This is a genomic window from Aestuariivirga sp., assembly GCF_965227715.1.
Classification (GTDB): Bacteria; Pseudomonadota; Alphaproteobacteria; order Rhizobiales; family Aestuariivirgaceae; genus Aestuariivirga.
In genome coordinates this window covers 3,851,925-3,871,939 of the sequence record NZ_OZ245771.1, presented here as the reverse complement: position 1 = coordinate 3,871,939, position 20,015 = coordinate 3,851,925, and the positions used below count along the sequence as shown (strand labels likewise).

Below are 20,015 nucleotides of genomic sequence, written 5' to 3'. Positions count from 1 at the left end.
CACTAGACTTTACGCAATTAAGCCGCCATTTACCGGCTTCACCCAGTGTGAAATCGGTCTAGCCAGGGGAATTGCCAGTGCTCTCGCGTCGCGTATTCAATCGCAGCCTTCTTGCCATGACCAGCCTTGTGGCCATGGGCCTCGCCGCACGTGCAGAGGAGCCGGTGATTACCAGCTCGCTCACCACGCCAACGCCCCTCAAGGCGGCGCCCACGAAGGACGGCAAGCTGGCAACCCAGACGGAAATCGTCGCCGGGCAAGATCAGATTCCGATGCTGACCGCCAGTTCGGCGGACGCTCTGCAGGGCGCGATTTCCATGTATGAGGAGATTGTTGCCGGCGGCGGGTGGGAGCAGATCGGCTCCCGCACCCTCAAGAAGGGTGCCAAGGGCGATGCCGTCATTGCACTTCGCCAGCGTTTGATCCGGGAAAACTATCTGCCCTTCGATTCGCTCTCCTCAGGCTCAGCCGGTCTCTATGACGAGACCATGGAAGATGCCGTCAGGGCCTTTCAGCTGAACCATGGCATTCTGCCCTCAGGCATCGTGGCCGAAAAGACCCTCGCCCAACTCAACGTGCCGGCGGAAACGAGGCTCGGCATGTTGCGCGAGAACCTTCCCCGCGTCGAAGCCTATGCGCAGGACCTCTCGGAATTCGCAATCCTCGTCAACCTTCCCGCCGCCCAGCTGGAAACGGTTGAAAACGGCCGCGTCTATTCCCGCCACAACATCATTGTGGGCAAGCTCGAGCGCCCGTCACCCACCCTCGCCAGCAAGGTGAGCGACATCAATTTCAATCCCTACTGGAAGATCCCCGCCTCCATCGTGGCTCGGGATATTGTGCCAAAGTATCTTGGTGATCCGGGCTACCTCCAGGACAATCACATCCGTGTGTTCGACGGCGTGGACGGGCCGGAGATTGACCCCACCTTCATCGATTGGACGGCAACCGACCCGGAACGCTATTTCTTCCGGCAGGAGCCTGGTCCGCATAATTCCTTGGGCACGGTGAAGATCAACTTCCCCAACCAGTTCATGGTCTACATGCATGACACGCCGCACCGAGAGCTGTTCGGCCGCAACGTGCGCTTCGAAAGCTCGGGCTGCGTCCGCATTGATCAGGTGAGCACCGTGGTGAAGTGGATTCTGGACCGTACGGCCGCCCCCCTGGACGAGGTCTCCTATCAGAACCTCACCACGACGACGGAGCAGTTCGATCAGAAGATCGAGAACGGGCCGGACGTGCGCTGGATGTATCTGACGGCCTGGGCCACGGAAGACGGCCGCGTGAATTTCCGCCCGGACGTCTACAGCCTGGACGGCACCGGCTTCATCTTCGGCCAGCCGCAGCCCCGGACTTATTGAAAAAGGGCGCGGTAGACCGGGCTGAGTTTTTCGGACTGATCGAGCGATGTTCGGCGGCTTGCGGCTGCAGGCCTGCAGCATTACGCTTGCTGCTCTGAAGCAAACGGAAGCACCGATGACCCGCAGCTATTACGCGCCCCATGGCGGCCACCCACCCCAGACCGAACTCTTGACGGGCCGCGCCGTCTTCACCGAGGCCTATGCGGTGATCCCCAAGGGTGTGATGCGGGACATCGTGACCAGCCTTCTGCCCTTCTGGGACAAGACCCGCGCCTGGGTGATTGCGCGGCCGCTCTCCGGTTTTGCGGAAACATTTTCACAATACATCATGGAAGTTTTGCCCGGCGGCGGCAGCGACAGGCCGGAACCGTCACGTGAAGCAGAGGGTGTGCTCTTCGTCGTTGAAGGCGAAATGACCCTCACGCTTGATGGCAAGCGGCATGAGATGCTGGCGGGTGGTTACGCCTATCTTCCCCCGGGCGCCAATTGGTCCTTAAGAAATAATTCCACCGCACCGGTCCGCTTCCACTGGGTGCGCAAGGCCTATGAGGCCGTGGACGGAATTGCGGTGCCTGACGCTTTCGTGACCTCGGACGAGGCGGTAACGCCTGTCGCCATGCCCGGGACCGATGGCAAGTGGGCCACCACACGCTTCGCTGATCCTGATGACATCCGCCACGACATGCATGTGAACATCGTCACCTTCCGGCCGGGTGCGGTCATCCCCTTTGCCGAAACCCATGTCATGGAGCATGGGCTCTATGTTCTCGAGGGCAAGGCAGTCTACCGTCTGAACAATGACTGGGTGGAGGTCGAAGCGGGCGACTTCATGTGGCTCCGCGCCTTCTGCCCGCAGGCCTGTTATGCCGGGGGGCCAGGACCCTTCCGCTATCTCCTTTACAAGGATGTGAACCGGCACATGAAACTGCGCGTGTAAGTAAGGACAGTTCTCAAACCGCAGAATTGATGTTTTAAACATCACTCTTGACGTTTTGAACGTGCACCACTAGATTGGCCGTGCATTCTTCTTCGTTTTGGCACCGCCATGATCACATCGGCCCAAATCCGCGCCGCCCGTGCCCTTCTGGGCATGGACCAGAAGACTCTGGCTGAAAAGTCCGGCCTCTCTCTGCCCACCATCCAGCGCATGGAGGCGAGCGACGGTCAGGTGCGCGGCGTGGTGGACAGCCTGGTGAAGGTCGTCCAGGCGATCGAGTCTGCCGGTGTCGAACTCATTGGCGAGAATGCGCAGAGCACAGGCGGCGGGCGCGGTGTGCGCTTCCGTGAGCCCAAGGCACCCCCTTCCTCCTAGACTTCTCCAGCAACAAGGCCATCGCAGATGTCCGTGCAGACAGCATCATCTCCTCCTCCCACCCAGCGGAGCGCCAGCTTCGCCGAACTCTTCACGCCGAAGCTGGTTACCGTTCTGCGCGAGGGCTACACCCTCAAGAACTTCCGCATGGATGCGATGGCCGGCCTCACCGTGGCCATCGTGGCGCTGCCCCTCTCGATGGCCATTGCCATCGCATCCGGCGCAACGCCGGCGCAGGGCCTCTATACGGCAGCAGTGGGCGGTTTTCTCGTATCGCTATTGGGTGGCTCGCGCTTTCAGATCGGCGGTCCTGCGGGCGCCTTCATCGTGCTGGTTGCAGCCACCGTCGCCCAGCACGGCATGGACGGCCTCATCCTGGCCACCTTCATCTCCGGCTTCCTGCTTGCCGCCATCGGATTCTTGAGGCTCGGAACCTTCATAAAATTCATCCCCTTCCCCGTGACCGTGGGCTTCACGGCAGGAATTGCCGTCATCATCTTCGCCAGCCAGGTGAAGGAGCTTCTGGGGCTCACACTGCCGGTGCCAGAGCCAGGTCCGCTGCTGCAAAAGATTCCGGTATTGTGGGAGGCACTCCCAAGCCTCACCCCCGCCGCATTGGCACTCTCCCTCGGGACCGCGGGCCTGATCGTGGGCTTCAAGCGTGTGAAGCCGCATTGGCCAGGCATGCTGATCGCCGTGGCGCTCGCAGCCTTCGCCACCTGGAAGCTGGGGCTTCCGGTTGCCACCATCGGCTCGAAGTTCGGTGGCATTCCAAGCGCGCTGCCGGCTCCCGCATTGCCCGTGATCTCGTTGGCCAAGATCATCGCGGTGCTGCCCGCGGCCCTCTCCTTCACCTTGCTGGGCGCGATTGAGTCACTTCTTTCCGCTGTGGTGGCAGACGGCATGACAGGGCGCCGCCATCGCTCCAATTGTGAGCTGGTGGCGCAAGGCGTGGCCAACATCGGCTCTGCCCTGTTCGGAGGCTTCTGCGTCACCGGCACCATTGCCCGCACCGCAACCAACGTGCGGTCCGGCGCCCATGGGCCGGTGTCCGGAATGCTGCATGCCATTTTCATTCTGATCTTCATGGCAGTTGCCGCTCCGCTTGCAGCCTACATTCCACTGGCAGCACTGGCGGGCGTTCTGGCCATCGTCTCCTGGAACATGATCGAGAAGCCGGCGATCAGCGTGCTCATCCGTTCCGGCTGGGGGGATGCCGCGGTCCTGGCGGCCACATTTTTCCTCACCATCTTCCGTGACCTCACAGAGGCCATCGTGGTGGGCTTCGCGCTGGGTTCGGTGCTGTTCATCTACCGCATGTCCAAGGCAACTGCGGTTGAAACCCAAACACCCTTCGTGGGTGAAGACATCGCGGACTCGGCCCAGCCGCGCGGCGGCTATGATGAAGCATTGGCGGCCAATCCCGAACTCGTGGTCTATCGCATCACCGGCGCTTTCTTCTTTGGTGCCGCGGCCTCCATCGCCTCTGTGCTGGACCGCATCCAGGACACCCACAAGGCGCTGATCGTCGATTTCTCCGCCGTCCCCTTCCTCGACTCAACCGGCGCCAACGTGATGGAGGGCCTTGCCCACAAGGCAGACCGCCGGGCGGTGAAACTGTTCGTGAGCGGTGCCAATGCGGACGTGCGGCGGAGCCTGTTGACCCATGGTGTGAGGCCGCCCGCAGTGCACTTTGCCTCGACCCTTGATGATGCGCTTACGCAGTACCGGGAGATGGCTTCCGCCGCTTGACGGGTGCCCGCTTCTGAAGTGAGGACAATCCATGTTCGGTCTTGTTCCAGTGGAACGGCCTGGTGATGAACTGCCAGAGCGCCATCCACGCCGCGGCTGACATCAGCATCCAGTAGAGCGGCATGGCAGCAAGTGTGCCCGTCCAGTGGAAAATTCCCCGTTGCCTGAGGGCGCGCCGCGTCAGCATGAAGCCGGTGCAGTAGCCTGCGAGCAGCACAAAGAGGTTCACACCCGCCAGCAGCAGCAGCGCCAGACCCGCGCCCTGCGGCAGAACCGGGAAGGCGATGTAGAGGATGATTGTCGCCGCCATGCAGATCGGGTGTACGAGTGCAGATACAAAAACACCTATGGTCAGCGCTTGCGCTGCCCAGAAGCCGGCGGGGCCAACGTCCCGCATGAAGGTGAGAGGCTCGCGCATGTGGACGAGCCAGGTCATCAGGAAGCCCTTCAGCCAGCGTGCGCGCTGCCGCATCCAGTTCAAGAATCTGGTGTTCGCCTCTTCATAGGTCAGGCTGTCGAGCACGGAGGTGGAATAACCAAGCCTCGCAAGCCTGAGGCCCAGATCCGCATCTTCAGTCACATTGAAGGGGTCCCACGCGCCCACGGTCCGCAACACATCGGCGCGGAAATGGTTGGACGTGCCACCGAGCGGCAGGGGCAGCCTGTGATTTGCCAGCACCGGCAGCAAAACGCCGAACAAGGTGGCGTATTCGGCGGTGAACTGGCGCGTGAGCCAATTCTCGTTCGGATTATAGAAGGTCAGCTGCGCCTGGAGGCAGGCAAGTTCGGGCGGAGCGGCGGCAAAACGATGCGCGGCCTTCAGCAACTGGTCCGGCTCCGGAATATCTTCCGCATCATAAATCGTCACGAGTTCGCCGCGGCAGAATTGCAGCGCATAGTTCAAGGCGCGTGGCTTCGTCTGGGGCAGGCCTGCGGGCACAATGATCACATCGAAGCGGTCATCCAACGTCAGCCCCGCCACGGCCCGCCGCATGAGGACGTCTTCCTCCTCGAGGATCAGCTTGATATCAAGCTTCTCCCGCGGATAGTGCAGCGATTTGAGCGCGGTGAGAAGCTGGGACAGAACCGCCGTCTCCCGGAACAGCGGAACGAGGACGGAATAGGCGGGCAGCTGATCCCCGGAAAGCGCAGCAACCGGATCTTCGTCCGGCCAGCGAATGGGCGGCAAGAAGCACAGGACCCGGATCGCGACAACAGCCAGGAAAAAAGCCCCACTCACCGCGGAGAGCCACACCAGCACGAGAGAAGGAGGCAGCAGCACCACGGAGAGCACTACGGCCGCCAGGAGTGCGACGAGAACAAGAGCCTGCTCAGCCGTGAAACGGCGGCTCGCCGAATATTTGGGCCACCGGCGGGCCAAGCCAAATGTGGCCTCTTGCAGCAATGGCCGCCACAGCACACCGCGCGCTGCCGCCAGTAGGTCCTCGGCCTCGGCGTAACCGACGATGCCGAGGCCCCTCGCCCGTGCAGCTGCCAGGGCAGGACGTCCACAGACGGCGTAGAAGGAGATGCCCGGAAGGTTCACCGCCCTCAGTATCTTGGTGCGCAGTGCCTCCTGCCGCTCTTCCTCCGGCAAGCGGCGAAGCATATCGCACAAGCTGTCCCGGCGCAGACGGGGCAAGACTTCGCTCTCTTCCCCGTTTAAGGTGAGAGGCGTCGTGGGAGCTTCGCCAAAACCCTGGTGATCGTTGTCCGACAACACCGCACGCGACCTTTTGCTAGACGGCACAGTAATGCGACGCTACGTAAAGTTTTCCACTACCTTGTGGATGTTTCTTTGGATAGTCTCTCTATCTGAGATTGTATTCGCGCAGGATGCCTCACCCCAGACAGAGGTGCCGCAGTTCCGAACGGTGGATGAGCAGCCGCTCCCGAAACTGCCGGACAACACAAAGGTGAAGCTCGTCGCGGATGCGGATTTCGCGCCCTACAGCTTTCTCTCCCGCACCAACTCGCCCTCAGGCCTCTCGGTCGAACTCGCCATCGCCGCGTGTGAGCGGGCGCGGCTGAACTGCACCGTCGAGACGAGGCCCTATGCGGACATTCTGCCCGCACTCCAAAACGGTGAAGCGGACGTCGCCGTGACGGGCCCCAGACTGGACGAGAAGACGTTGAGTGCCGCCCGCATGACCAGGCCCTACTTCCGGATCATGGGCCGCTTCGCCGTGCCCAAAACCAGCACGCTTGATACGGCATCCTCCGAAGCCCTGTCCGGCCGCCGCATCGGCGTGGTGAAGGACACCGTCCATGCCCGCTGGCTCACCGCCTATTATGGCTCAGCCCGCATCACACCCTTTGACGATCTCGCCGCGGCTGGTGCTTCACTGAAGGCGGGCGATGTGGATGCCATTTTCGGTGACAATTTGCAGGTGATCTATTGGGTGGCAGGCGAAGCGGCGGGGGATTGCTGCCGCCTCCTCGGGGGCGCCTATTCAGACTTCGATTATTTCAGCCGCAACCTGTCCTTCCTCGTCCGGCGCGACAGGCCGGAACTGGCGCAGGCCTTCGACTATGGCCTCGACAAGGCCCAGGCTGACGGCACCACGGCGAAGATCATACGAACCTACGTGCCGCTTGATCCCTGGTGAGCGATCAAGGCGGCATCTTTCCCCCTGAGGCTCGCCAGCGTTCCGCCCGTGCGGTCAAGCTCTGCTGCCATCCCCGCGAGGATCTCCGGCACAAGCCCGGGGCCCTTATAGACGAGGGCCGAATAGAGCTGCACGAGGCTTGCTCCGGCGCGGATCTTGAGAAGGGCCGACTCTCCATCCTGCACGCCTCCCACGCCGATAAGCGGGATTTTCCCCTCCGTCAGCAGGAACATGCGCGCCAGCTGGCGGGTGGAAAGGGAGAGGAGCGGAGCGCCCGAAAGCCCGCCCTGCTCCGCCGCTTGTGGCGAGCGAAGCCCATCCCGCGAAAGCGTGGTGTTGGAGACGATGATGCCATCGACCGCCCCGGCAGCGCAGGCCGCGGCAATGTCTTCCAGCTCATCTTCGCGCAAGTCCGGCGCGATCTTGAGCAGCATGGGGGGCTGTCGGTCGGTCCTCGCCCGGGCCGCGTTTAGCCGCGAGAGAAGCTGTTCGAGCTCATTGCGGGATTGAAGCGCCCGCAGGCCCGGCGTGTTGGGCGAAGAAATGTTGACGGTGAAATAGGAGGCGAGGCCGGAGAACGCCTCGATCCCTGTGACATAATCCGAAATCCGGTCACCTGAATCCTTGTTGGCGCCGATGTTGACGCCAACGATGCCCGGCCGCCCCCGCCGCAGCCTGAGCCGTGCGCGTGCGGCGGCATGGCCCTCATTGTTGAAGCCCATGCGGTTGATCACCGCCTGGTCCTCCGCCAGGCGGAACAGCCTGGGCCTTGGGTTTCCCTCCTGCGGCCGCGGCGTCACCGTGCCGATTTCCGTGAAACCGAAACCCAGCGCCAGCATCGCATCCGGCACCTCGGCATTCTTGTCGAAACCGGCGGCAAGCCCCAGCGGATTGGGAAATGAGAGGCCGAAAACGTCCACCGCAAGGCGCGGGTCCGCGGTGGGCCTCGAAAGACGGGGCATCACCTTCAGCGCGCGAATGGTCAGCCCGTGGGCCGTCTCCGCATCCAGCGCGTGGAGGAGCGGCCTTGCGAGCGGAAAGGCGAGACCAGCCAGGCTCATGCCACACCGGCGGGAAACTGATGGGCGCCATCCACCAGCGGCAAGGGCAGGACGGAGGCCGCGAGCCTGGTCTCGATCACGCCATAGACATGCGGAAACAGATCGCCCCCACGCGAGGGCTCCCATCTCAGGTTCGGAAGATCGCCCTCGGCCAGGGCCACCAGCAGCAGCCCCTCCTGCCCGGCAAAGTGCCGCGCTGCCGTTTCCCGCACCTGGTGCGGGGCGGACAGGTGGACGAAGCCGTCCTTCAGGTCCACGGCGGAGCCTTCGAACACGGACTTGGCCTCAGCGTCACGCCATTCGGCAGCGGTGATGATTTTGTAAAGGATTCGCATTGGCGGGGACCATAAGCTTCCCATTGCGTCTGGACAATCCGCGCGGCACAAGGTATAGCTTCCTAAGAGTAAGAACTTTTGCATCAGGATCCGGAGAAGCTCCATGCTCAGCCATAAACAGGTTTGGAACGCAATCGACACGATTGCGGAACGTTACGGCTTTTCGGCCTCGGGCCTGGCCAAGAAGTCCGGCCTCGATCCGACGTCATTCAATCCATCGAAGCGCAACGGCCCGGACGGCCGCCCGCGCTGGCCGACGATGGAGTCGATTTCGCGCCTTCTGCAGGCGTCGGGCGCCTCCATGGAAGAATTCTCCGATCTGCTGATCGGCCGCCGCGGCCAGCCGCCGAAGCTCCGGCAAATCCCGCTTCTGGGCCTCGCCAAGGCCGGCAAGGGCGGCTTCTTCGATGATTCGGGCTTTCCCGCAGGCAATGGCTGGGACGAGATCGAGGTTCCGGGCGTGACCGACACCAATGCCTATGCGCTGGAAATAACCGGCGATTCAATGATGCCGGTCTACCGCGAGGGGGACATCATCATCATTTCCCCCGCCGCCACCACCCGCAAGGGAGACCGCGTGGTGGTCCGCCTCAGTGACGGCCAGGTCATGGCCAAGATCCTGCAGCGCCAGACCTCGAAAACCCTCGAACTCGCCTCCTTCAACCCGAACCACGCGACCAAAACGCTGGACATGAAGGACGTAGACTGGATCGGCCGCATCATGTGGGCCAGTCAGTAATTTTTGCACACAACGGGTGGGCCATATTGAGCCCACCCTGCGAAATCTGAGACGGCCTCTTTTGACTCAGGCCGCCAGTTTTCCGTTCACGGCCCGCTCAATGAGCTGGCGTGTGTTGCCGATCCCGTAGAGGGCCACGAAGCTGCCGAAGCGTGGGCCCTTCTCTTCGCCGAGAAGCACCTGGTAGAGCATGTTGAACCAGCTCTGCGCCACGCCAACGGAGCCATCCTTCTGTGTGGTCTTGTACGGTTCATGGCGGCCCACATCATAGACCTTCTGCTGGATCTCTTCGGGCGAAGCCCCCTCCGGCAGCGTTCCGAGCGCGGCGGACAGATCGGACAATGCCTTTGCCTCATCCTCCGTGGGCGGACGATATTGCTTCTTCGGCTTCACGAAATCGTCGAAATAGCGCAGCGCGTGCGCGACCAGCGCATCGAGCCTGGGGCGGCTCTCCGGCGTAAGGTCAGGCTGGTAGCGCTGGATGAAGCCCCACAGCGCAGACTTGTCATGCGCATTGGCCACGGCCGCAAGGTTCAACAGCAGCGAAAATGAAATGCCGCCTTCTTCGGGTGCCGGCGGGTTGCCGCCATGGATGTGCCACACCGGGTTCATCAGGCGGTCGGCAGGCCTCTCCGCCTGGCGCTGGTAGGCGGACAGGAAGGCGCCATAATCATCAACCGCGCGGGGGATCACATCGAAATAGAGCCTTTTCGCCTCACGCGGCTTGTTGAACATGAACAGCGCAAGCGATTCAGGGTCGGCATAGGTCAACCACTCGTCGATGGTGAGGCCGTTGCCCTTGGACTTCGAAATCTTCTGCCCCTTGTCGTCCAGGAACAGCTCATAGACATAGTGTTCCGGCGCCTCGGCACCAAGAATTTCGCAGATCCGGTCATAGATCGGGGCGTTGGTCTGGTGGTCCTTGCCGAACATCTCGAAATCCACACCCAGCGCCGCCCAGCGCATGCCGAAGTCCGGCTTCCATTGCAGCTTGGTGTTGCCGCCCGTCACCGGCATGGTCACGTCGGCCCCGTCCTCATCGGTGAAGGTGATGGTGCCGGCCTTGGCATCGACCTTCTTCATGGGAACATAGAGAACGCGGCCTGAAAGGGGCGAGATCGGCAGGAAGGGCGAATAGGTGGCTTGCCGCTCTTCACCGAGCGAAGGCAGCATCACCGCCATGATGTCATCGAACTTCTCGAGCGCGCGCAGCAGCATCGTGTCGAACCGGCCGGACTTGTAATAGTCCGTGGCGGAGGCAAACTCATACTGGAAGCCGAATGTATCCAGGAATCGGCGGAGCATGGCGTTGTTATGGTCGCCGAAGCTCGCATAATCGCCGCCGAACGGGTTCGGAACGGCCGTGAGCGGCATGTGCAGATAGGGCTTCAGCGCCTGAGGGTCCGGAACCGTTTCCGGAATCTTGCGCATGCCGTCCATGTCGTCCGAAAAGCACAGAAGCCTGGTGGGCACGTCGCACAGAAGTTCAAAGGCGCGGCGCACCATGGTGGTGCGTGCCACTTCTCCGAATGTACCGATGTGGGGAAGCCCCGAGGGGCCGTAGCCGGTCTCGAACAGCACCTCCGTCTTGCCGGTCCGTTTGATGCGCGCCACCAGCTTGCGGGCTTCCTCGAAAGGCCAGGCCTTGCTGGTCTCTGCGGCGGCGCGAAGGGCTGAATCGGCAGTCATGATTTTGGGGTGTCCGGGCTGAAGATGAGCCCGGTTCTTTACGGATGCAGAGGGGCCGGGTCAATCTTGGAGACGGCCCGGCCCCTTTGGCCGCTAGCTGAGATATTTTTTCAGAAAGGCCACGGTGCGGCCCCAGGCCAGATCCGCTGCCGCCTTGTTGTAGCGCGCGGCGTTGGTGTCGTTGTTGAAGGCGTGGTTGGCGCCCTCATAGACGAAAATTTCGTACGTCTTGTTGTTGGCCTTCAGCGCGGCTTCATAATCCTTGATGCCGGCATTCACCCGCTCGTCAAGGCCCGCATATTGCAGGAGCAGCGGCGCCTGGATGCCAGAAACACTTTCAGGCTTCGGCTGCATGCCGTAATATGCAACGCCCGCCTTCAGGTTCGGGTCACCCGTGACGGCGAGAGTGTTGACCGCGCCTCCACCCCAGCAGAAACCGATGGCGCCCACCTTGCCATTGCCACCCTCCACCTTCGCCAGCGCGTCGACGGCCGACTGCGCAAAACCAACGGTCTCCTGCGGGCTGAGCGTGCCGATCAGCTCCCGCGCCTTGTCCTCATCCGCTGGCGTTCCACCCTTGGAGGTCAGGAAATCGCCACCGAAGGCGATGAACCCTTCCTTCGCCACACGGCGCGTGACGTCCTTGATGTGCGGATTGAGGCCGCGGTTTTCGTGAATGACGAACACCACCGGATAGGTGCCGGCAGCCTTTGGCCTGACCAGATATCCCTTGATGCCGGGGGCGATCTCCACCATTTGGGCGGTGATGTCAGGGTCGTTTTCCGGCACGATCTCCGCCAGCGCATAGTTGTTTTCGAGGATGGGCAGCAGCGCCGCCGCAGCGGCAGCCGTGCCTGCAAGCGATGTCAATCGCTCCAGGAAGTCGCGCCGGTTCATGCCACCGTGGGTGTAGCGGTCAAAGAGATCGATGATTTTCTGTTCCATGGGCTCCGTTCCTCTTCCGTTCAGCCATCCGCCTGAGTAAACGTGGGGCGAAGTCTACAGGATGACAATGGATTCGACCCTTCGTACCGCCGTGGCGTCTGGCATGGGCGCCGTGATTGGCGGCGAGCCCATGGAGCCGATCCTTGCCCTGGCAGCCCTGGCGGCGAAGCCTCATCTCATCTGCCATTCCGCCTTTTTCATCGAGCGGCTGGGCGTTGCCGCACAGGCGCAGCGCGCCGCCGTTAGGGCAGCCCGCGAGCAGCGGCACTTTGATGTGGCCGAACTCTTCGCCTTCGTGTGCCCGGCCCGCTTCGCCACCCCAACGCCCACAGGTTTCGCACGCTCCCTGGCGCTGGACCCCGGCAAGGATGATGAGGACACTCTCCGCCTTATCGCGGAAGATCTGCTCAACCGCTTGAGCAGCAAGCATTATCCGGTAATCCGGGAGACCGCTGAAAACGCCACTTTCCTTGCCCGGGCCAACTGGCCCTGGTCCAAGCCGGTGATGCAGGCCCTCCTCAAGGCCAATCCGAAGCTGGACGTGGGTTCCTTTGCCACGGGCCTCAATGCCTGGGACAGGGTGGAGGAATGGGAAGAGGACGGCGGCCGTGCGCCGGGGCGCCAGGACGCGATTTCGCCTGAGGAGGCCCAGCGCTTCCTGAGGGAGGTGCTGGGGTCCCGGTCCGAGGAGCGCAGCTCGCAGGCGGCTTATGCCGGCTCTGCCAGCTTCGCTTTCCAGCCGCGCCAGTCAAAAGAGATCAACAATATTTTACTGGCGGAAGCGGGCACCGGCCTCGGCAAGACGCTGGGCTATCTCTCGCCCGCCTATCTCTGGGCGCGGAAGAACAACGCCCCCGTGTGGGTCTCGACCTACACCAAGAACCTGCAGCGCCAGCTGGACCAGGAAACCGCCCGGCTCATTGAAAACCCGGAGGAGCGGCAGTCGAAAATCGTGATCCGCAAGGGGCGGGAAAACTATGTCTGCCTTCTCAACATGCAGGAGGTGTTCGGCCGCCTCACCTCCGCCAACCCGCGCACTGCACTTCTCGCGGCACTCATTTCCCGCTGGGCCCGGTTCACGCGCGATGGTGACATGGTAGGCGGCGACTTCCCGTCCTGGATCCTCTCCCTCTTCAACGATCTGTCGCTCGATGGCGAGCAGCGCGGCGTCACCGCGCAATCCCTGGGCCTCACCGACAGGCGGGGCGAATGCATTTATTCCGCCTGCCCGCATTACCGGCGCTGCTTCATCGAACGCTCGGTGCGCGCTGGCCGCAATGCATCCATCGTCATCGCCAACCACGCGCTGGTGCTGCATCAGGCCGCGGTCGACCATGCCTTGGGCGTGGCCCAGACGGAGGAAGAAGAAGCCGCCCCCGGCGGCATCCGCCGCATCGTCTTCGACGAGGGCCACCATCTGTTCGATGCCGCGGATTCAGCCTTCTCCGGGCATCTGACAGCACTTGAAACCGCCGAACTCCGGCGCTGGATCAGAGGGCCGGAGGCCGAGCGCCGCAGAGGCCGTGGACTGGCAGATCGCATCGCCGATCTTCTGGGTGAGGACGAAGCGGGCGAAAAGCTGCTGCAGCAGGTTCTGCGCGCAGCATTTGCCCTGCCAGGCCCCGGCTGGACCAGGCGCGTGCAGGCGGGCCAGGCGGAGGGACCGGCGGAACACTTCCTCGCACTCGTCCGCCAGCAGGTGCTCGCCCGCGCCGAACAGGCGAACGCTGCCCACACGCTGGAAACAGATTGCCTGCCACTGGTTGAGGGCCTCTCAGCAGCCGCGGCGCAATTGTCAGAGGCATTGCTTGACCTAAAGCGACCGATGTCAGCGCTTGCCAATGCGCTTGCACGCAAGCTGGACAGCGAAGCCGAGGATCTCTCCAGCAATGACCGCGGCCGGATCGAGGCCATCTCGCGTTCGCTCAAGCGGCGCGGCGAATTGATGGTGGGCTCCTGGATCGACATGCTACGGCGGCTTCTCGACGGCAAGAACCCGCTCTTCGTGGAGTGGTTCGACATTGCCCAGGCCTTCGGCCGTGAGCATGATGTGGGGCTCCATTCCCATTGGCTGGACCCGACGGAACCCATGGCGCTCGCCGTGCTGCGCCAGGCGGATGGCATCGTCATCACCTCCGCCACCTTGAAGGACCGTCCCCCGGACGTGCCCGATGACTGGGCCAATGCCGAAATGCGCACGGGTGCCGTGCACCTCCCCTACCCCGTGAAGCGCGAAAGCTGGGACTCGCCCTTCGATTATGCCGGCTCCAGCCGCGTCATCGTGGTGACCGATGTGAACCGCGAAGACATGGACCAGGTGGCCGCCGCCTACCGCGAGCTTTTTCTGGCCTCAGGCGGCGGCGGGCTCGGCCTGTTCACGGCCATCTCCCGGCTCAAGGCCGTGCACAAGCGGCTGGTGAAGCCCTTGGCCGATGCGGGCCTGCCGCTTTACGCACAACATGTGGACCCGATGGACACAGGGACGCTTGTGGACATGTTCCGCGCCGAGCGTGATGCCTGCCTCCTCGGGACCGATGCGGTGCGCGATGGGGTGGACGTGCCGGGCGACTCGCTCCGCCTTATCGTGCTGGACCGGGTGCCCTGGGGCACGCCCACCATCCTTGAGCGGGCGCGCAAGGAGGCCTTTGGCGGCAATGCCTATACGGACATGGTGGTGCGCCTGCGCCTGAGGCAGGCGTTCGGCCGGCTGATCCGCCGCACGGGAGACAAGGGCCATTTCGTCATCCTTGACCCGCGCCTGGCCTCCCGCTTCCTGACTGCCTTTCCACCCGGCGTTCAGGTCTCGCGCCTGGGTCTCGTCGATGCAATCGACATGGTGAGAGCTTGACCGTTCGGGCCCTCTTCCCCTAACTCCCTGGCCAAAACGGAGGCATCGATGCCCGGCACGATTTCGACTGAACAGGCGCTTATCTACACCATGGTCACCATGTCTGGTGTCGAGGGCAAGATCAACGCGATTGAACTCGCAGAGATCCGCCAGCTCGTGCTGACGCTTCCGGTGTTCCGGAATTTTGACGAGAACCGGCTTCTGATGGTTGCGCAGGAAGCGGGCGAAATCCTGCAGGACTCGGAAGGCCTGGAGGCCATACTGGGTCTCATCAGCAGGGCATTGGCGCCCAGGCTGCGCGAGACGGCCTATGCGCTGGCCGTGGAGGTTGCCGCGTCTGACCTGGCTGTTGGCAAGGAAGAGCTCCGCTTCCTCGCCATGCTGCGCGATGCGCTGAAGCTGGACAAGCTGGTGACGGCTGCCCTCGAACGCTCTGCCATCGCGCGTTTTCAGCGGGATTAGCTCGACGGGTTCAGAAACGGGTTCGTCCGCCGCTCCTCGCCAATCTGGCAGGGTGCGCCATGGCCTGGCAGGCAGACCACGTCATCGCCCAGCGGATAAAGCTTTTCCGTGATGGAGCGGATCAGCGCCGCGTGGTCGCCACGTGGGAAATCCGTGCGGCCGACGGAGCCTTGAAACAGAACGTCCCCCACCAAGGCAAACCGGTTCTCCTCATTGAAGAACACAACAGAGCCTGGCGTGTGGCCGGGTGCCTCATAAATGGCGAAAGAGAGATCGCCCACGGTGACGGTGTCACCTTCCTTGAGCCAACGGTCCGGCGTCACCGGCCGAACACCGGTCATTCCATATTTGGCGCCGCTCTCGGGCAGCGCCTCGAGCAGGAACAGATCTTCCCGGTGCGGCCCTTCGATGGGAACGCCGAGCTTCTCCTTCAACTCAGCCGCACCGCCCGCATGGTCGATGTGCCCGTGGGTCAGCAGGATCTTCTCCACCTTGACGCCGGCCTTGGCAATGGCCTCGAGGATTGAGGGCACGTCACCGCCGGGATCGACGATCGCGCCAACTCCGTTTGCTTCATCGATGATGAGCGAGCAGTTCTGCTGAAAGGGAGTGACGGGAATGATGAAGGCCTGAAGCTTTGTCATGGCGGCAGTGCATAGCTGCGGCCCACCTTCGGCGCAACCGCCTTGCCCCGCGCCGGGCGGCCCTCTACAGCTCTATTGAACAAAAATTCAGCACCGCCACTCCGAATCTGCATGACCTCCGCAAACACCGCATCGCGCAACGGGAACATCATTGCCGCCCTGGCGGCAGTGGGCGCGTGCGATATTGCCTTCGGACTGACGCTGCAGTTGATCCCCCTGCTGATGGAGCAGGACGGCTGGCCCGCCTGGGCGATCGGCCTCAATGTGGCGATGGGGCCGATCGGCATCCTCATGGCCGGGCCTTTCCTACCGAAACTCCTCGGCAATGCGGGCACCAAGCATGCCGCCTTCGCGCTGGTGCTGGTCCTGGTGTTGAGCCTTCTCGCCATCAGCATGTCACCTGTCTGGATGTGGTTTCCGCTGCGCTTCATCTTCGGCCTGGCCACCAGCGCCCTCTTCACGGTGAGTGAAACCTGGGTTCTCTCGTTTGCCACCAATGCGAACCGTGGGCGGGTGATGGGAATTTACACCTCTCTCCTTGCCGTCACCTTCGCGGTAGGCCCGCTGATCCTGCCGTGGACAGGGCTTCAGGGCTTTCTGCCCTGGGGCATCGGCATTGCCTGCATCCTGGTAAGTGCCCTGCCCCTCGCCTTCGTCAAGGTGAAGGATGAGGATTTCCGCGAGCAGGGTGGAGGAGGCTTCTTCGGCTTCGTGCGCAAGGCGCCCATGCTGCTGTTCGCGGTTGCCGCGGCAACGCTGTTCGACAATGTGCTGATCTCCTTCTTCACCATCTATGGCATCCGCCATGGCCTTGACCTGGCAGTGGCGAGCCGCGTGCTGGGGATCGGCATCATTGGCAATGTGCTGATGTTCTATCCGCTGGGCTGGCTCGCGGACCATTGGTCCCGCAAGGGCGTGATGTTCGTGACGGCGGGCCTCACCGTGGTGCTCTCGCTCAGCTTGCTGCTGGTCATCACCCACTGGCTGGTGTGGCCGGTGATGATGCTGCTCACGGCTTCGGCCTTCGGTGTCTATGTGGTGGCCCTGGCTGTGATGGGTGACAGCTTCAAGGGCCCGGACCTGATGGCCGGGGCCGCGGCAATTGCCGCCATGTGGGGTGTGGGTGGCCTCATCGGCCCGCCCGTTGCGGGCGTGGCGATCGACAATTTCGGCATCAATGCCGTGCCGGTCACGCTGGCCTTCTTCTATCTGCTACTGTTGGGCGGACTGGCTTTGAGCGGCGGGCGGCTGGTGCGGGGAGAGGCGCATGGATAGGCAGCGCATCATCAACCTGCTGGCCGCAGTTGCCGCCATCACCGTCTTCGGTTTCACCTTCGGGCTGATGTTCCCTTTGCTCTCCCTCATCATGGAGAGCCGGGGCATTCCATCGGACTGGATCGGCTACAACGCCGCCATGCACCCGGCGGGGATCATGCTGTCGGTCTTCTTCATCCCACTCGCCGTGCGCCGCTTCGGGGCAAAGCGCGCGGTCATCGGTTCAGCCCTCGTCACGGCCTGCGTCATCCTCTGCTACCCGTTTTTCCCCGTCTTCTGGTGGTGGTTCGGCCTGCGCGTTCTTCAGGGCTTCTTCGTCTCCATCCTGTTTGCGATCAGCGAAGCCTGGATCGTGAAGTTCTCCGAAGGAGCCTGGCGCTCGCGCATCCTCGCGCTCTACACATCGATCCTGGCCTTGAGCTTCGGTGGCGGGCCCGCCGTCATCGGTTTCACCGGCATTGAAGGGGCCCTCCCCTTCATCGTTGGCGCCGTGGTGCTGCTCTTCGCCACCTTGCCCATCTTCTTCGTGAAAGACGAAGAGGTGGATAGTGAGGACGAAACACCGCTCTCCGTTATCGCCTTCGCGAAAAAAGCGCCCATCCTGCTCTTTGCCGTCGGCATGTTCGCCATTCTGGATGCAGCGAACCTGAGCTTCCTTCCCGTCTACGCGGTGAAGAAGGGCTTCAACCAGGAAATGGCGGCATTGGCGCTGACCGCCTTCGTGCTGGGCAACACGGTGCTGCAGTTCCCCATCGGCTGGTGCGCCGACCACTTCCCGAAGCGCTGGGTCATGGCAGGCTGCGGCATCCTCAGCGGCGCCTGTTCCTTCCTCGTCCCCTTCGTCTTTGGAACCTGGATGCTGTGGCCGGTTCTCACCGTCATGGGGGCCACCGCCGCCGGCATCTATACGGTGGCGCTTGCGGAACTTGGCGAAAAGTTCTCCGGCCATGAACTGGTCACCGGAACGGCATCCTTCTCCACCATGTGGGGCCTGGGAGCACTTGCGGGCTCGCTCGCGGCCGGCTGGTCCATGGCAGGCTTCGGCCCGGACGGCCTGCCCTTCTCCATGGCGGCGGTCTTCCTCGTCTTCATTGTCTCCGTCATCGCCAGCAATGGGCGCGGAAGGCGCGCGCCTGCATGACCCGCAGGATCTTCAGCTATGGCGCAGGCGTCATCTTCGTGGCGTCAGGTGCGGCCTGCTGGAGCCTAGCGGGCGCTCTCGTCCGCCTCACACAGGGAATCGACGCCTGGCAGATCGTCTTCTACCGCTCGCTCACCCTCCTGATCTGCCTCGGCGTCTGGCTTTCTCTCCGCTTCCAAGGGAGATTATGGGCGGCCTTTCGCGAGGCCGGATTGAATGCCGTGATCGCCGGTGTGGCGATCGGCACTGCCGGGCTCGTGTTCATCATCGCCATGTTCTACACCACCGTCGCGGGCGCGGTGTTCATGTCCGGCATGGCTCCGTTCTTTTCTGCGATCCTCGGCCTGTGGATTCTGCGTGAGCGCATTCCACCCGTCACCTGGGCTGCGATGTGCGTGGCACTGGCGGGCATGGCCGTGATTTTCTATGGCAATGCCGGGGGCGGCGCATTCATCGGCTCTGTTCTGGCGCTCTATTCCGCCTTCTGCTTCTCCTGCTACGCCGTGCTGCTGCGCTGGGGACAGAAGACGGAAATGTCCGTGGCGCTCATCTGGAACGCGGTCTACCTCATCCTTTTCGCCGGTCTCGTCATCCTGCTGCCAACGGGCCTCCGGGAAACCTATGGACTGCAGGATTTCGCCATTGGCTGGTGGAACTTCGCCCTCACCTTCATCATGGGCGCAGTGCAGCTGACGCTAGGCCTCATCCTGTTCACCATCGGCTCACGCAGCGTGCCTGCAGCACAGCTCGCCTTGATCGCCTTGGTGGAGCCTGCCCTCTCGCCGCTCTGGGCCTGGCTCGCCAGTGGTGAGCTGCCGCCCATCTGGACTTTCCTCGGCGGGGCGGTGATTGTGGCGGCAATCGCGATTCAAGCTCTCTTCGCTACCCGGGATAGACGCCATGCCAAACGCCAAGCCGACCGACCACGAAGTGGTGAGCCAGCTTTCGACCATTCGTGACTTTCTGCGCTGGGGGTTAAGCGAATTCCGCGACGCCAAACTCGCGCATGGCCACGGCACCACCTCCGCACTGGACGAAGCTGCCTTCCTGATCCTCGAGACGCTGCACCTGCCCATCAACGACATCAATCCATGGCTCGATGCGAAGCTTCTGGAGGGTGAGCGGCAGGCCCTGGCCGCCATTATCCGCCGCCGGGTGGAAACCCGGGCACCAGCTGCCTACCTCGTCAAGCGCGCCTATATCCACGGGTTGTCTTTCCATGTGGACGAACGGGTCATCGTGCCGCGCTCCTATATCGGTGAACTCATGTTCTCCGGCATCTTCGGCGGAGACGAAGCACCGCTGATCGAAGATGTGAGCAATGTGACGAGCGTGCTCGACCTGTGCACCGGTTCAGGCTGCCTCGCCATCATCGCGGCGCAGATCTTCCCCGATGCGGAGATCGATGCTGCCGATCTCTCGCCCGATGCCCTCGAGGTCGCACGCATCAACCTTGATGAGCATGATGTGGAAGACAGGGTGAGCCTGCTCGAAGGCAACCTCTTCGAGGCCGCGGAGGGCCGCACCTATGATCTCATCATCTCCAACCCGCCCTATGTGGCGGAGGGCGAGGTCGAAGCCTTTCCTCGGGAATACCAGCACGAACCGGTGATGGCGCATATTGGCGGAGAAGACGGGCTGGATCTGGTGCGGCGCATCCTTGCCGAAGCGCCGGCGCATCTGAACCCCGGCGGTGGGCTGCTCTGCGAAGTGGGTACCGGTCGAGAGCGGCTCATCGATGAATTTCCGCAGCTCGACTTTCTCTGGCTCGACACAGAAGAATCTGAAGGCGAAGTCTTCTGGATCACCCGCGAGCAACTGCTCGAGCTTCAGGGCTGA

18 protein-coding genes are annotated in these 20,015 nt (G+C 62.8%); 12 read left to right on the top strand and 6 right to left on the bottom strand.

The annotated features are described in order from the left end of the window. Positions 1-116: 116 nt before the first annotated feature. The 4 genes from ACO06F_RS18320 (at position 117) to ACO06F_RS18305 (ending at position 4,428) form a co-directional block, all read left to right on the top strand. Positions 117-1,364, top strand: coding sequence for a L,D-transpeptidase family protein (locus ACO06F_RS18320; protein WP_421694168.1), 1,248 nt, complete (start codon positions 117-119; stop codon positions 1,362-1,364). 115 nt (positions 1,365-1,479) lie between these two features. Further along, entirely contained in the window at positions 1,480-2,301 is an 822-nt protein-coding gene (locus ACO06F_RS18315; RefSeq protein ID WP_421694167.1) for a bifunctional allantoicase/(S)-ureidoglycine aminohydrolase, read from the top strand. Positions 2,302-2,409: 108 nt separating this feature from the next. After that, positions 2,410-2,676: a helix-turn-helix domain-containing protein gene (locus ACO06F_RS18310; protein WP_421694166.1), complete on the top strand. Its 267-nt coding sequence runs from the start codon at positions 2,410-2,412 to the stop codon at positions 2,674-2,676. A gap of 27 nt (positions 2,677-2,703) precedes the next feature. Next, a complete protein-coding gene (locus ACO06F_RS18305) occupies positions 2,704-4,428 on the top strand; it encodes a SulP family inorganic anion transporter (protein ID WP_421694165.1) in 1,725 nt (574 codons plus the stop codon). Here the strand turns inward: ACO06F_RS18305 and ACO06F_RS18300 are convergent. After that, a complete protein-coding gene (locus ACO06F_RS18300) occupies positions 4,394-6,037 on the bottom strand; it encodes a glycosyltransferase family 2 protein (RefSeq protein ID WP_421694164.1) in 1,644 nt (547 codons plus the stop codon). The two genes, ACO06F_RS18305 and ACO06F_RS18300, sit on opposite strands and share 35 nt — an antisense overlap. Before the next feature lie 265 nt (positions 6,038-6,302). On the opposite strand from ACO06F_RS18300, the gene ACO06F_RS18295 reads away from it, so the two are divergent. Beyond that, on the top strand, positions 6,303-7,037 hold the full coding sequence (locus ACO06F_RS18295) for a transporter substrate-binding domain-containing protein (RefSeq protein ID WP_421694163.1): 735 nt from the start codon (positions 6,303-6,305) through the stop codon (positions 7,035-7,037). Here ACO06F_RS18295 and ACO06F_RS18290 read toward each other — a convergent pair. Together ACO06F_RS18290 and ACO06F_RS18285 are read right to left on the bottom strand one after the other, a co-directional pair. Further along, positions 7,013-8,098 (bottom strand): quinone-dependent dihydroorotate dehydrogenase, encoded by a 1,086-nt coding sequence (locus ACO06F_RS18290; RefSeq protein WP_421694162.1) that lies wholly within the window; start codon positions 8,096-8,098, stop codon positions 7,013-7,015. The two genes, ACO06F_RS18295 and ACO06F_RS18290, sit on opposite strands and share 25 nt — an antisense overlap. Next, on the bottom strand, positions 8,095-8,433 hold the full coding sequence (locus tag ACO06F_RS18285) for a DUF952 domain-containing protein (protein WP_421694161.1): 339 nt from the start codon (positions 8,431-8,433) through the stop codon (positions 8,095-8,097). The genes ACO06F_RS18290 and ACO06F_RS18285 overlap by 4 nt, the downstream gene beginning before the upstream one ends. A 103-nt stretch (positions 8,434-8,536) precedes the next feature. Here ACO06F_RS18285 and ACO06F_RS18280 point away from each other — a divergent pair, with 103 nt between their 5' ends. Beyond that, positions 8,537-9,172, top strand: a complete 636-nt coding sequence (locus tag ACO06F_RS18280) for a S24 family peptidase (protein WP_421694160.1) — start codon at positions 8,537-8,539, stop codon at positions 9,170-9,172. 66 nt (positions 9,173-9,238) lie between these two features. On the opposite strand, the gene ACO06F_RS18275 is transcribed toward ACO06F_RS18280, so the two are convergent. Beyond that, complete coding sequence (locus ACO06F_RS18275; RefSeq protein WP_421694159.1) at positions 9,239-10,861, bottom strand: lysine--tRNA ligase; 1,623 nt, start codon at positions 10,859-10,861, stop codon at positions 9,239-9,241. Positions 10,862-10,954: 93 nt separating this feature from the next. Beyond that, on the bottom strand, positions 10,955-11,806 hold the full coding sequence (locus ACO06F_RS18270) for a dienelactone hydrolase family protein (RefSeq protein WP_421694158.1): 852 nt from the start codon (positions 11,804-11,806) through the stop codon (positions 10,955-10,957). A gap of 67 nt (positions 11,807-11,873) precedes the next feature. Between ACO06F_RS18270 and ACO06F_RS18265 the strand changes: the two genes are divergently transcribed. Both ACO06F_RS18265 and ACO06F_RS18260 read left to right on the top strand, forming a co-directional pair. After that, positions 11,874-14,654 carry an ATP-dependent DNA helicase gene (locus ACO06F_RS18265; protein ID WP_421694157.1) on the top strand — a complete coding sequence of 927 codons (2,781 nt, stop codon included), beginning with the start codon at positions 11,874-11,876 and terminating at the stop codon, positions 14,652-14,654. A gap of 48 nt (positions 14,655-14,702) precedes the next feature. After that, positions 14,703-15,116 (top strand): tellurite resistance TerB family protein, encoded by a 414-nt coding sequence (locus ACO06F_RS18260; protein ID WP_421694156.1) that lies wholly within the window; start codon positions 14,703-14,705, stop codon positions 15,114-15,116. Here the strand turns inward: ACO06F_RS18260 and ACO06F_RS18255 are convergent. Further along, positions 15,113-15,760 (bottom strand): MBL fold metallo-hydrolase, encoded by a 648-nt coding sequence (locus ACO06F_RS18255; protein ID WP_421694155.1) that lies wholly within the window; start codon positions 15,758-15,760, stop codon positions 15,113-15,115. The genes ACO06F_RS18260 and ACO06F_RS18255 overlap by 4 nt on opposite strands. A gap of 111 nt (positions 15,761-15,871) precedes the next feature. Between ACO06F_RS18255 and ACO06F_RS18250 the strand changes: the two genes are divergently transcribed. Genes ACO06F_RS18250 through prmB form a run of 4 tightly spaced genes read left to right on the top strand, consistent with a single transcriptional unit; the run spans position 15,872 to position 20,015 of the window. Further along, positions 15,872-17,035, top strand: coding sequence for an MFS transporter (locus tag ACO06F_RS18250; protein WP_421694154.1), 1,164 nt, complete (start codon positions 15,872-15,874; stop codon positions 17,033-17,035). Further along, positions 17,028-18,176 (top strand): MFS transporter, encoded by a 1,149-nt coding sequence (locus tag ACO06F_RS18245; RefSeq protein ID WP_421694153.1) that lies wholly within the window; start codon positions 17,028-17,030, stop codon positions 18,174-18,176. Before ACO06F_RS18250 ends, ACO06F_RS18245 begins: the two co-directional genes overlap by 8 nt. Further along, on the top strand, positions 18,173-19,135 hold the full coding sequence (locus ACO06F_RS18240; protein ID WP_421694152.1) for a DMT family transporter: 963 nt from the start codon (positions 18,173-18,175) through the stop codon (positions 19,133-19,135). The genes ACO06F_RS18245 and ACO06F_RS18240 overlap by 4 nt, the downstream gene beginning before the upstream one ends. Further along, positions 19,077-20,015, top strand: coding sequence for a 50S ribosomal protein L3 N(5)-glutamine methyltransferase (prmB, locus tag ACO06F_RS18235; RefSeq protein ID WP_421694151.1), 939 nt, complete (start codon positions 19,077-19,079; stop codon positions 20,013-20,015). Before ACO06F_RS18240 ends, prmB begins: the two co-directional genes overlap by 59 nt.